At 63.9% G+C, this 12,331-nt stretch carries 12 protein-coding genes; 8 read left to right on the forward strand and 4 right to left on the reverse strand.

Features of this window, described 5'->3' with window-relative positions:
- Window positions 1-168 precede the first annotated feature (168 nt).
- On the forward strand, window positions 169-1,974 hold the full coding sequence (locus CLU90_RS03005) for an ArnT family glycosyltransferase (protein ID WP_157808717.1): 1,806 nt from the start codon (window positions 169-171) through the stop codon (window positions 1,972-1,974).
- Window positions 1,975-2,171: 197 nt separating this feature from the next.
- A complete protein-coding gene (locus CLU90_RS29625) occupies window positions 2,172-2,555 on the forward strand; it encodes a hypothetical protein (protein ID WP_139178504.1) in 384 nt (127 codons plus the stop codon).
- Between the two features lie 287 nt (window positions 2,556-2,842).
- Here CLU90_RS29625 and CLU90_RS03015 read toward each other — a convergent pair whose 3' ends face one another.
- Window positions 2,843-3,376 (reverse strand): ankyrin repeat domain-containing protein, encoded by a 534-nt coding sequence (locus CLU90_RS03015; RefSeq protein WP_092719328.1) that lies wholly within the window; start codon window positions 3,374-3,376, stop codon window positions 2,843-2,845.
- A 218-nt stretch (window positions 3,377-3,594) separates the two neighbouring features.
- Between CLU90_RS03015 and CLU90_RS03020 the strand changes: the two genes are divergently transcribed.
- Entirely contained in the window at window positions 3,595-3,963 is a 369-nt protein-coding gene (locus CLU90_RS03020; protein ID WP_092719330.1) for a cupin domain-containing protein, read from the forward strand.
- A 22-nt stretch (window positions 3,964-3,985) separates the two neighbouring features.
- On the opposite strand, the gene CLU90_RS03025 is transcribed toward CLU90_RS03020, so the two are convergent.
- The gene (locus tag CLU90_RS03025) at window positions 3,986-5,185 is read right to left on the reverse strand and encodes a YbfB/YjiJ family MFS transporter (RefSeq protein WP_100427135.1); all 1,200 of its coding nucleotides are present in this window, start codon (window positions 5,183-5,185) and stop codon (window positions 3,986-3,988) included.
- A gap of 264 nt (window positions 5,186-5,449) precedes the next feature.
- Between CLU90_RS03025 and CLU90_RS03030 the strand changes: the two genes are divergently transcribed.
- The 3 genes from CLU90_RS03030 to CLU90_RS03040 are packed head-to-tail and all read left to right on the forward strand — an operon-like array spanning window position 5,450 to window position 7,160.
- On the forward strand, window positions 5,450-6,124 hold the full coding sequence (locus CLU90_RS03030; protein ID WP_046684981.1) for a CsgG/HfaB family protein: 675 nt from the start codon (window positions 5,450-5,452) through the stop codon (window positions 6,122-6,124).
- Between the two features lie 17 nt (window positions 6,125-6,141).
- On the forward strand, window positions 6,142-6,501 hold the full coding sequence (locus tag CLU90_RS03035; RefSeq protein WP_198511281.1) for a DUF4810 domain-containing protein: 360 nt from the start codon (window positions 6,142-6,144) through the stop codon (window positions 6,499-6,501).
- Window positions 6,498-7,160, forward strand: a complete 663-nt coding sequence (locus tag CLU90_RS03040) for a DUF799 domain-containing protein (protein ID WP_092719338.1) — start codon at window positions 6,498-6,500, stop codon at window positions 7,158-7,160. Before CLU90_RS03035 ends, CLU90_RS03040 begins: the two co-directional genes overlap by 4 nt.
- Before the next feature lie 24 nt (window positions 7,161-7,184).
- On the opposite strand, the gene CLU90_RS03045 is transcribed toward CLU90_RS03040, so the two are convergent.
- Together CLU90_RS03045 and CLU90_RS03050 are read right to left on the reverse strand one after the other, a co-directional pair.
- Entirely contained in the window at window positions 7,185-8,285 is a 1,101-nt protein-coding gene (locus CLU90_RS03045; RefSeq protein ID WP_100427136.1) for a tryptophan 7-halogenase, read from the reverse strand.
- Window positions 8,282-10,147 (reverse strand): LodA/GoxA family CTQ-dependent oxidase, encoded by a 1,866-nt coding sequence (locus CLU90_RS03050; protein ID WP_157808718.1) that lies wholly within the window; start codon window positions 10,145-10,147, stop codon window positions 8,282-8,284. The genes CLU90_RS03045 and CLU90_RS03050 overlap by 4 nt, the downstream gene beginning before the upstream one ends.
- A gap of 190 nt (window positions 10,148-10,337) precedes the next feature.
- On the opposite strand from CLU90_RS03050, the gene CLU90_RS03055 reads away from it, so the two are divergent.
- Both CLU90_RS03055 and CLU90_RS03060 read left to right on the forward strand, forming a co-directional pair.
- Window positions 10,338-11,003, forward strand: coding sequence for a response regulator transcription factor (locus tag CLU90_RS03055; protein WP_092719347.1), 666 nt, complete (start codon window positions 10,338-10,340; stop codon window positions 11,001-11,003).
- Window positions 10,997-12,307: an ATP-binding protein gene (locus CLU90_RS03060; RefSeq protein ID WP_100427138.1), complete on the forward strand. Its 1,311-nt coding sequence runs from the start codon at window positions 10,997-10,999 to the stop codon at window positions 12,305-12,307. The genes CLU90_RS03055 and CLU90_RS03060 overlap by 7 nt, the downstream gene beginning before the upstream one ends.
- The last annotated feature ends 24 nt before the right edge of the window (window positions 12,308-12,331 follow it).

Raw genomic sequence — 12,331 nt, forward strand, 5'->3', positions numbered from 1 at the left:
GTGGGGGGATAGTCATGGGGCGAAAGCGTACCGAGGAAGGCCTGCCAGTGTGAAGGGGGCATCATGCACCGCGCTTGACGCGATGATACGCATCATCAATAATTATAGTTGATAATTTTAGTGTACTGGTGAGCATACGATGCCCCATCTTGTTGTGGCAAATTCATGATGGACAAATTCGGCTATGCCGCCCTGCATTACCTGACGCTGCTGGCCTTCCTGTTCTCAAGCTGGGGTTATGGCCATTTCCTGCTGCGGCGTTTCACGCGACCGCCATTGCCGTCGATACCGGCATCCGAATCAACCGTTTCCGATGGCCCCTTCCTGCACGCGTACAGCGCCATGGTCGGCATCGGCATGTCGATTTGCTTCCTGCAATGGCTGGCAATTGCAGGTCAATTCCGTCACGCGCCAGTGCTCGGCATCGTAGTGGCTGGCGCGCTGATGGGGGCCGTGCAGCTACGCGCGCTAGGCCCATTGGCCTGGCCGTCGTGGGGCAAGCGCTGGCGCGCCGCCAGCTGGCCCTTGCGTGGCGCCGGACTGATCATCGCATTGCTGCTGTTACCCACGCTGATCGCCCCCCTGTGCCCGCCACTGGCGTGGGACGAAGTGATGTATCACTTGCCGCATGCCCAGCAGTGGGTACTCCACGGCAAACTCACGGTCAACGCGTGGCTGCGCTATCCATGGTTTCCCTACAATATCGATGTGCTGTTTGCCGGCGGCATGCTGATGCAGGACGATGTGATGCCACACATGCTCAACGCGCTGATGGGCTGGCTGGCCACTTTCCTGGTGTATCAGACCGGCAAGCGTCATGGCGGTGCCGGACTGGCTTGCCTGGCAACCATCATTTTCCTGGTGTTGACGCGCTGGGACTATGACAGCGCGATGATCGACCTCGGCGTGACAGCCTTCATGTTTGCCGGCTGCCTGGGTTTTGTGCGCTGGATGGAACAGCCGCGGCAACTTGGCTGGCTGGCCAGCGCGGCATTTCTGTTCGGCGTTGCAGTGGGCGCCAAATACCAGTCGCTGACGGTGCTGCTGCCGCTGGCCGTGGCCTTGTTGCTGCGAACCCGCAAACCCGGTGCCTGGCTTGTGGTCAGCTTCAGCCTGCTGCTACCCTGCATTTACTGGTACGTTCGCAATTATCTGATGACGGGCGATCCGTTTGCGCCTGTCGGCGGCAAACTGTTCGGCTTCACGGACTGGAATCCGGGGGATTATGCCGGACAATTCATCGACCTCAAAATGCATGCGGACTGGCCGCACTTCGTGCTCTGGCCAGCCTTGCTAGCACCCTTGGTTCCCGGCCTGCGACAATTGCCTGTGGCGCGCGCGGCAATGATGCTGAGCGCGTATGCGATGGTGGTCTGGTATCTGACATCGCACTATGCGCGTTATCTGATGCCGTATTTTCCCATCCTTGCATTGCTTGCGGCGGCTGTGTGGCGCTGGCTGTTCATGGCCGGACTTGAAAAGATCGGCGGGTTGGCAAGATCGCCGGCGCCTGTGCGCATCGCTAATATTCAGCGTCGCGCGGCTGCGACCCTGGCGGTGTTGACGCTGCTGGCGTTGCTGCCGAATGTCGCCAACAAATGGGCGGGCAACTGGGCCCTGATCGCACCGACCATGGCGGCGCGCGAAGCGATCCTGGAACGCAAGATCACCGGCTACCCTGTGCTGGCGTATTTGCGCCAGCATCCGATGCGGCAAACCTACCAGTTTGGCCTGGAAGATGCGCTGTACTACGCGCCGTTGCAGACGTCGGGCGACCATTTCGGACCGGGCCGTTACCGCGATTTCGCCACGCTGACGCCGGCGGCCTTGGCGGCAGCCTTGCGCGAACGCGGCAACGATAGCATGCTGGTGCATGCCACGCGCTGGCCGGGTATTACCACTCAGGCGGGCTTCGACCAGTCGTTTGCGCTGGTGTATCAGGACGGGCCGGTGGCGCTGTACCGAATTTTATAGGTCTGCAATGCTTTATCTTGGCGCCTGATTTTTCAAGTTTTTTTCCTTGCGGGGCAAGCGACAGGCAAGGCAGGGCAGGGGACTAACAGGCGGGCGCAGGGCCAGGCAATGTGGCATTCCAGCTGACCGCGTGGGCCCCGGCCTAGGTGCCGGAAGCGACGGGGACTATGCCTGCGGTGTGGCCCAGTAATTGCGGCATGAGTACGCTCGTACACGTGGATATGGCCATCATCGTGGTAATGGTGGCGCCGTACATCGTTTTCACGGCATGGCTGACGGCACGTTCGCATAGCCGCACGGCCAGGGAATTCATGGTCGACGGGCGCAGCCGGCCACCGTGGTCGGTATCCGGAGGTTGTCCGAATTCATTGGAGATGCCACGCTCTGCGATGAAGACTTGGGCGCGCTGCACGCCTGCTTCTTGCATGGACAATATCGCGCCAGGCCTATCCTGGCCAAGCCAGGTCAAGACCATTTTGCTGATCGCGGCGCTGTCGCCGGAAGGTGATGTCGGTCAGCAGGAGTCGTATTCACACCATGGTGTCAAGGAAGGTCAATTTTCACCAGGGATGAGGAGATGAAGATGCATGAATTGCTGAGCTCGAATCGGCGATTGATGGTCAGCCAGAATCAACCCGCGTGGACGAGCTGCGATTTCACGGTCACGGTTGCAACTGGAATATTTCCCATGCAATTGGAATATGAGGACAATATGTTCAGGGAAAGCGTTGCGCGTATGAGCAGTTTATAGGGGGACATTGCATGCTGCTCCTTGCGCCGCAGTGTAGCGGCATGCACCGCCACGCTGCAAGTCCGATCACGGCCATGCAACGGCAATAATGCCGGGTTGCCAGCCTGGGCACGAAGCCTAAGCCATCTGCCCCAGGCTGACCAGCCGAGCCAGGGTCTCCTGCGCATTCATGCTCGTGGCCAGCTTGACGGCGTTCATGCCGCGGCTGTCCACGGCATCGATGCGGGCGCCGTGTTGCAGCAGCAGGTCGAGGATGGCGAGGCGGTTGAACATGGCGGCCATCATCAAGGGGGTCTTGCCATCCGGGCTGGCGCCTTCCACATGCGCGCCGTGCTGGAGCAGCAGTTCGGCGATGTCCTGGTAACCCTTGTAGGCTACGCCGGCCAGCGGCGTCTGGCCCTGGTCGTTGGGGACGTTGGCGTCGGCGCCCGCTTCGAGCAGCAGGCGCGATGTTTCTACGTGGCCATGGTAGCTGGCCAGCATGATCAGGCTGTCGCCCTTTTCGTTGCGGAAATTGACCGGCACGCCCTGGGCAAGCATGGCGCCCAGCTGCTGCGTGTCGCCTTCGCGCACGAGGGCAAACAGGCCCTGGATGAATTCCAGGGTTTCGGCATCCATCGCTGGCGGGAGTTTTCGTGCGTCGGTGTTCATCGTGTTCTTTCTGCGAAGGTTAAATGGATATTGCGGTATTGGCCGGGAAGTGTCAATTGTACGAGTCCCGCTCCTCGTGAGAGACAAATGCGGCGGGTGCTCTGCTTGTAAATTTCCTTTATTAAACTATATTGGAAAATGATGTGATTTTTATATCATGTCAGTTATTCCGATTCGGAAATTGAATACTTCCAGAAAATCAAAAGGGGGGACGAGTCATGAGTGCGATCTTAGAAAAGAAATCCATCGACAAGCCGGATGAAGTGCGCCCATTCAAGGATGGCGCCGGCCGGATGGCTGTCTTTACGCTAGGCGAACAGACGATGGGGCGCGGTGAATTTGAGCCTGGCTGGCGCTGGAGCCTGCATGTCAAACCGATTGTGGGAACCGATTCGTGCCAGGCAGCGCATACCGGCATGGTTCTCGAGGGGCGGATGGTGGTACGGATGAATGATGGCGCTGAAATGGAATATGGACCGGGTGACGTCTTCTATATGCCGCCGGGGCACGATGCCTGGGTGGTTGGCAACCAGCGTTGTGTCCTGTTCGATGTCACTGGCGTCGCAAGGTATGCCAAACCGCAATAAGGGCGGCAACTGAAGACGCCGTTCACACGCCCGCCGCCAGCGCCTTCTGCCGCGAAGCCAATGCGGCGCCGATGAACAGGGCGATGGCCGACGCGATCAAGCCCCGCTCCAGTCCGGCGGGGCCGTCGGCGATCCAGCCGACCGCGATGGGGCCGGCGATCTGGCCCAGCGCGAATACCGTCGTGTAGGCGCTGATGCCGGCCGTCCAGGATTGTTGCGGCAGGTTATGCCGCACGAGGGCCGTGGTCGACGCCACCACCGACAGGAACACGGCGCCGAACACGAGTCCTGAAAGGAACACGACGGGCGCAAAGCTCGTCAGCGCGGGCAGGACGGTGACCGTGCCCAGCACGCCGTTCAGGATCGCCAGCGATTCGCCGCCCTTGTAGCGGTCCAGCATGTGCGCCCAGATGCGCGACGACGCCACCACCGCCAACCCCAACAAGGTGTAGAACACGGTGATCAGGGTGGCGCTCATCCCTTGCTGCTTGAGCAGAGCGATGACGAAGGTCATGTAGCCGATGTAGCCGACGCCAAACATGAAGTAGCCGGCCAGGCTGGGGGCAAAGTCGCGCCAGGCGAAGCGCCGCGGCGTGTCGAGAGCGCGCGGCGCTTCGCCGATTGCCTTGGCCGGCAGTGCCATGATGGCGGTGGCGAGCAGGCAGGCGAGTCCCAGTGCCAGCCACGGCCATTGCCAGGCGTGCGCGGCGCCATGGTCTTGCGCGGCGGCCAATGCGGCCGGCACCAGCAGGGCCGACAGCGCGATGCCGAAGCCCGTGCCGCCGTAGTACAGGCCGATGTAGAAGCCGGCGCGCTGGCTGTGCATGGAACCGAGCCGCGCCGCCAGCACGCCGCCGGCGATGAAAATGAAGGCGCTGGCGACGCCCGCGCATACGCGCTGCAGGAACAGGGTGGCCGTGTCGCTGACGAGGCCCGACATCAGCATGAAGATGCTGGCCAGCACGGAACCGATGATGAGCAAGCGCCACACGCCCAGGCGGCGCATCAGCGCCGGCGTGGCCAGGGCGCCTAGAAAATAGCCGAGCGCATTGAATGTGTTCATGGCCCCGGCCAGCAGGTAGGACCAGCCCAGGTCGGCACGCATGGGCGGCAGCAGCAAGCCATAGGAAAAGCGCGACAGGCCCAGGGCGACGGCGGCGCCCAGCGACAGGGCCAGCGCCGTGGCCAGCGGATGGGACGGGGAATGATCGTGTATCGGCATGGCCTGAGACCCATCCAGGTAGGGGATAGCGTGCGGTGGAAGTGGCGCGGACGACACGCTTTTTTACTGCTAAGTTAATGAATCGGAACGGGGAAGTCAAGCAGGGTCGCGTCTGTATGTGGCGGACAACAATGCAATCTTCGCCATCGTTACTTTTGGAGAGAATTGTGAGACTTGCAATCTCATATAATTGCAATCAGGAAATTAACTTGCCAAAATTCAATTTTGCGGCTTATTCCTGATCCTCCATATCTAAAGGGCACTATGAACAAGAATAAACCTGGCGCGTTGTTGATCGCAGCGCTGATTGGCGCGGCGTTGGCTGGCTGCGCTTCCGAATCGTCCCAAGCCCTGGCTGTTCCCACAGTCGCCAGCGCGGCCCGTCCTTACGTCGGTCCCCGCACCCTGATCGCTGTCGGCAAGTTCGACAACCGCTCCAACTTCATGCGCGGCATCTTTTCCGATGGCGTCGACCGCCTGGGCAGCCAGTCGAAAACGATTTTGATTGCGCACCTGCAGACGTCCAACCGTTTCAACGTCCTCGACCGCGACAACATGGCCGAGCTCAAGCAGGAAGCCGACTTCAAGAAGCAAGGCCAGAACATCAAGGGCGCGGACTTTGTCGTCACGGGCGACGTGACCGAATTCGGCCGCAAGGAAGTGGGCGACAAGCAATTGTTCGGCATCATGGGCCGCGGCAAGACGCAAGTGGCGTATGCCAAGGTCACCTTGAACGTCGTCAATATCGCCACGTCCGAAGTCGTGTTCTCGGCCGGCGGCGCCGGCGAATACAGCCTGTCGAACCGTGAAGTGCTGGGTTTTGGCGGCACCGCCAGCTATGACGCCACCCTCAACGGCAAAGTCCTGGACCTGGCCATGCGCGAAGCGGTCGAGCGCCTGGTGGCTGGCGTCGAAGCGGGCGCATTGCGCAAACAATAAGGTATCCCATGAAAACAATGATGAACAAGGGCGCGGCCCTGCTGGCCATGCTCGCCTGTGCCGCCCTGACCGGTTGCGCCACGCAATCGAAGACCCTGTACCAGTGGGAAGGCTACCAGCCGCAAGTGTATGAGTACCTGAAGGGTGAAAGCCCCGAGCAGCAGATGGCCGCCATGGAAAAAGACCTGCAAATGATCGCCGCGAAAGGCAATCATGCGCCGCCGGGCTTCCATGCCCACCTGGGCATGCTGTACTCGATCGCGGGCAAGCCGGAGCAGGTTGCCGCGCAATTCGAAGACGAGAAGAAACTCTTCCCGGAATCGACGCCGTACATGGACTTCCTGTTGGGTAAATTGAAGAAAGGCGAGAAATTATGATGTCGCGCATGTTGAAAATGGCCCTGTGCCTGGGTCCCGCCATCTTCATGGTCGGTTGCGCCACCAAGCAGGCGGCATACGATTACACCGCCTTCAAGGCAGCCAAGCCCCGCTCGATCGTGGTCTTGCCGCCGTTGAACAATTCGCCGGAAGTCAATGCCGGCAACAGCGTCTACGCGCAAGTAACGTATCCGCTGGCCGAAGCGGGTTACTACGTGCTGCCGGTGGCCGTGGTCGGTGAAACCTTCAAGCAGAACGGCTTGACGAACGCCGCCGATATCCACGGCGTCGATGCCAAGAAGCTCAACGAGATCTTTGGCGCCGATGCGGGCCTGTACGTGACGATCTCCAAGTACGGCACGACGTACGCCGTGATCGACAGCGTGACGGTGGTGTCGGTCGATGCCAAGCTGGTCGACCTGAAGACGGGTACCTTGCTGTGGCAGGGCGCGGCCAGCGCATCGAGCAATGAAGGCAACAATAATAGCGGCGGCGGCCTGATCGGCGCCCTGGTGACGGCGGCCGTCAAGCAGATCATCAATACCAGCACCGATGCCAGCCATCCGCTGGCTGGCACGGCGAATGCGCGGCTGCTGTCGGCTGGCGTGCCGAACGGCCTGCTGTATGGTCCCCGTTCGGAACGCTACCTGGCGCAGTAACTGTAATACCAGGCCCTGCACTGTTCAGGGCCTGTCGCCTGGCCGGCGCCGGCTCCAGAACGGCGCCGACGGCCAGCGCGTTTCCTGGCCGTAGCAGTAGGCCAGGTGGCGCTCGTATGCGGCGCCGATGGCCGCCAATTCCCCATTGTAGTGTTGACAGGCTTGCAGCTCTCCCTGCAGCGTGCGGTCGGCAGCCTCGGCCGCGGCCAGGCCCGTGTACAGGGCGTTGAAGATGCCTTGCGACGACAGTGGATCGAAGCTCAGGGCCGCGTCGCCGACGGCGAACCAGCCTGGGCCCGCACCGGCGTCCAGGCTGGCCGTATGGGCGGGCGTGGCCATGGCTTGTGTATCGGCCGCATAGCCTTGCCGCTCCAGCAATTCCCCCGTGGCGGGGAGCAGGCGCGCCGCCGCTTCCAGCCAGCCGGCGTCGCGCAAGGCGTCGTTGGCGAGCAAGTCCCCATCCGTATGCAGAGCCAGCACGCGGCGCTGGCCGGGCAGGGGCGCGCTGTACCACCAGCCGTCTTCGCAAGCTTCGATGTGGGCCAAGCCCCGCGCGGAGGGCGTGCGGTCAAGCCCGTATTGCCATACCGAGACCAGCCGGTCGCCGCGCTGGCGCCGTGCCCCGATTCCGCGGGCCAGCCGGGCGCTGCGTCCCGTGGCGTCGATGACGATGCGCGCGGCCGCGTCGCAGGGGCCATGCTGCGTCCGCAGCCGTACTTTCCAGCCGCCATCTTCCTGCGCGATGCCCGCGACTGTGGCCGAGGTCAGCAGGGCGGCGCCGCGCCGGCGCGCTTCGTCGCGCAGCCACCGGTCGAAGGTGCCGCGCGCCAAGTGCCAGCCGTGGCCATCGGGATCGCTGAGGAAGTGGTGTTGCGTCCAGGCACCGTTCCACCACGCACGGTTGCCGTGGTAGGGCGCATGGCCCTGGCGCAGGAAGGCGTCGAGCAAGCCCATGTCCCGCAGCAGGCGCGCGGCGGCCGGCGGCAGCGACTCGCCGATGCGCGCCAGCGGCGCGTCCAGCCGGTCGACCAGCAAGACCCGGTGCCGCCCCGCCAGGTTCAGCGCGGCCGTGGCGCCGGCCGGACCGGCGCCGACGATGAGCACGTCGGCCTGCAGCACGGTCACAGGCGGTGCCGCTGCAGATGGCGCGCTTTTTCCGTGCCCTCCAGGTCGACGTCGACGAACTCGTCCGGTATGGCCGCCGCCGCGCGCAGCTGGTGCTTGCCGGCTACCGGCGGCGGCAGGTTTTCCACCTGCAGGAAGGCGGGGAAGCCGGCCACGTCCGTGGGGCCGGGGCGCACCTCGACCACGCCCACCTGCGCCAGGTCGGCGATCATGTTGTTGATCTGCTCTTCATAGCTGATGTTGCCCAGCGGGCGTATCCACGCGGCGCGCCGGGCAAAGGCGGCCAGGCGGTCATCGATGGGCACTTCGCGGTTCATCACCGCGTCGTAGGCCAGCTTGCTCATCACCTGGTTGGGCACGCGCGCGGGCCAGAACGTGGGCACGTAGGGATCGTAGTCGGACTGGTAGCCGGAGCGGCAGCTGGCCGTGTCCGTCTGCCATGGCACGGCCATCCAGCGCGTCACGCCGCCGGCGATCTGCGCCGAGCAGGGGCTGCCGATATTGTCCGGCGTCAGGACGGCGCCGTAGTCGGGCTCCACCCAGCCCGGCGGCCGGTGCGCCAGGCGGAAAGGCGCGCTGTACATGCTGGCCTGGCGCATGGGCCAGGTCATTTCGCAGCCGGGGTGGAAGGCATCGGCCAGGCAGAATTCCATGGCCGCGCGCAGCAGGGTGTCCGGTTGCTGGGCCACGTCCACGTCGGCCAGGCTTTGCGGCGGCACCTTGCCGGGCGCATAGTCGTCCGTGAACTTGCCGTCCGCCCATTGCTTGAGGAAGCGCAATTGCAGATTGCTCAGCGTGCAGTTCTGGCGCGGCGTGTCTGCCGGCGGGATGGCCATCGCGTCGCCATACAGCCACGGCCATGGCGATGGCGCCCAGGCGTCGCGCTCGAACTGGCGGAACTGGTTATAGATGACGTTGCGCCACTCCCTGCGGCTTGCCGACGGGCTGGCCAGGCGGGCCATCCACTCGTCGCGGCTGAACGGCGTGCTGCCGTCCCAGCCGAAGGCGGCAGCGAAGCCCGCATTGACCCATTGCAGATTGGACAGGCGCTCGAATATGGGGCGGATATCGTCCTGGAACGAGGGAATGGCAGGTGCTGCAAGTTTCCCTTCCGAAACAAACAAGTCGCGCATCAAGTCCCACATGGTGCGCACCGATTTTTGCTGCGGCGCGTAGTCGGGTGGTGCGACGACCACCCAGGCCATGTCGACGGGCAGGGCCTTGCCCTGGTAGTGCACGGTGGCGCAGACGGGGCCGTCGGCCGTGTCGTCGTACCAGCCTTCGTTGTTGGCAAAGGTGATGGCGCGCGCGCCATTCCAGGATGCCGACTTGCCATGGCCGCCCAGCACGATCAGCCGTCCCATGGTATCCGTGCGCAATTCGCCCAGGTAGACGGGCGTGCCCAGGAAGCTGCCGCTGTCGAAGGTCACGGCCGGCTGTTCCTTGCCGTTGATCTTGCGCTCGCCCGGCGTGATCGACAATTGCGCGCGGTCGGTGACGGCCATGTTGCGCAGGAACGAGGGCTGGGTGACGTGCGCCTCGGGAATATCGAGCGCGATCTGGAACTGGTACCACGCCGCCTTGGTGTTGGCCAGGGTGACGGACCATTCGATGTCGGCATTGCTGGCGTTCAATTCGGCCACTGCCACGCCGGCCGCATTCAGTCCATAGAGGCGAAAGATCGCCGCCTGGCGCTTGATGGCCCCGGACGCATCGCGGTAGTAGCCGGCAGGCCGCGCCGCCGGTTCCGGCACCTCCGGTCCCAGAAAGTATTCGTGGGGGCTGTTGCCCACGCGGGCAATGCCGATGGGCGGATAGATCGCCGCCTTGACGATGACGGTATCTTGGGAGGAACTGGACATGGCGCGCCTTTCCAGATGCATGAAGGGAAGGAAAATATACCGCATAAAAAATGCGCCAAATGCGCACATAGTCACCGCATCGTGAATTCGTGCGCGTCGCGACGGACACATGCTGTCGCTGCGGTGCGCCCGGCGAGCTTCTTCCAGCCACGTTAAGATAGCGGTATTTTCAAGATAAACAGGGGCCCGGGTGCGCGTGTTGCTGGTGGAAGACGATCCGATGATCGGAGAAAGCCTGGTCGAGGGCTTGCGCGGCGAGTGCTATGCCGTGGACTGGGTGCGCGACGGCCACGATGCGGAGCTGGCGCTGGCCGGGTTCGCCTACGATTTGATGCTGCTGGACCTGGGCTTGCCCGGCAAGCAGGGCATGGACGTGCTGCGCGCCATGCGCGCGCGGGGTGCCGAACTGCCCGTGCTGATCATCACGGCGCGCGACGGCACGCCGGCCCGCGTGGAAGGGCTCGACAGCGGCGCCGACGATTACCTGGTCAAGCCCTTCGACCTCGACGAGCTGCTGGCGCGCATCCGCGCGCTGCTGCGCCGCCGGGTCAGCCGTACGCGTTCCGTCATCGAGCATGGCGCGCTGATACTCGATTTGGCCAGCCACGACGTCACGTTCGAAGGCGAGCAGATCAAGCTGCCGCCGCGCGAGTTTTCCGTGCTGCGCGCCTTGCTCGACCATCCGGGCAAGGTGGTGTCGAAGCGCCAGCTGAGCGAAAAGCTGTACGGCTGGGATAGCGAAGTGGAAAGCAATACCGTCGACGTCTACGTGTACCAGTTGCGCAAGAAGCTGGGCGCGGACTGCATCCAGACCGTGCGCGGCGTGGGCTACAAGATGCGGCTGGCGTCATGCTGACCATCCGCCGCCAATTGCTGCTCGGCTTGCTGGCCGCCACCTTGCTGTGCGTGCTCGGTGCCGGCATTTCGCTGTTCCGCTCGCTGCTGGAAGAAACCAATGAACTGGCCGACTTGCAGCTGCGCCAGCTGGCCGTGGCCTTGCCCGACGAGTTCGAGCCGCAGACGGGCCTGGCCGCCGCACAGGAGCCGGAAGAAGCGTTCGTGCTGCAGGCGTGGGACGAGGACGGGGAACCATTGCCCGTCCTGCAGGGCCAGCCGGCATTGCCGCGCTATGCGCTGGCCGGCTTTGCCGATGTCACGTTGCACGGCGAGGACTGGCGCCTGTACGGCGAGACGCGGCGCGGCCGCTACGTGCAGGTGGCGCAGGCGCAGGCCGTGCGCGACCAGCTGGCCTGGCAAATGACCATGCGGGCCGGCGCGCCGCTGCTGGTGTTCGCGCTGATCCTGGCGCTGCTGATCGTCGCCGTCGTGGGGCGCACGCTGGCGCCGCTGCACCGGCTGGCCGAATCCGTGGCCGGCCGTTCGCCCGATGCGCTCACGCCCTTGGCGGCCGACGACATGCCGCCCGAATTGCGGCCAGTGGCCTTGGCGTTGAACAGCCTGATGGGGCAGTTCGAGACGGCGCTGACGGCGCAGCGCACCTTTGTCGCCGATGCCGCGCATGAATTGCGCTCGCCGCTGACGGCGCTGAAATTGCAGCTGCAGGTGGCCGAGCGGGCCGGCAGCGAGGAAGAGCGCCGCGTGGCGCTGGCGCGCCTGCACGAACGGCTGGACCGCAGCACGCATCTCGTGCGCCAACTGCTGAGCCTGGCGCGCCATGAAACGGCGCTCACGGCCAGCCAGTTGCACACGGTGGACCTGGGCCAGTTGCTGGAAGCGGCCGTGGCCGACCACAGCGCGCTGGCCGACAGCCGCGACATCGACCTGGGCGTGGTGGAAACATTGCCGGCGAAGGTGCTGGTGCAGGCCGATCCCGACGGCTTGCAAGTGTTGCTGAATAATCTGATCGACAATGCCTTGCGCTACACGCAGCAGGGAGGCAGGGTCGACTTGCAGGCGGCGGTGGAAGAGGGCAGGCCGCTGCTGCGCGTCTCCGACAACGGCCCCGGCGTGCCGCGCCAGCACCATGCGCGCCTGTTCGACCGCTTCTTCCGCCCCGACGGCAACGACGCCTGGGGCTGCGGCCTGGGCCTGTCCATCGTGCGCCACATCGCCGAGCACCACCAGGCCGACATCGCGCTGGCCGATGGGGAGGCGGGGCGGGGATTGCAGGTGACGGTGCGTTTTCCGCAGGCAGCGTGAATAGTGAAGAAAAATCGGATGCCG

It is taken from the genome of Janthinobacterium sp. 67 (genome assembly GCF_002797895.1).
In the GTDB taxonomy this organism is placed as follows: domain Bacteria; phylum Pseudomonadota; class Gammaproteobacteria; order Burkholderiales; family Burkholderiaceae_D; genus Janthinobacterium.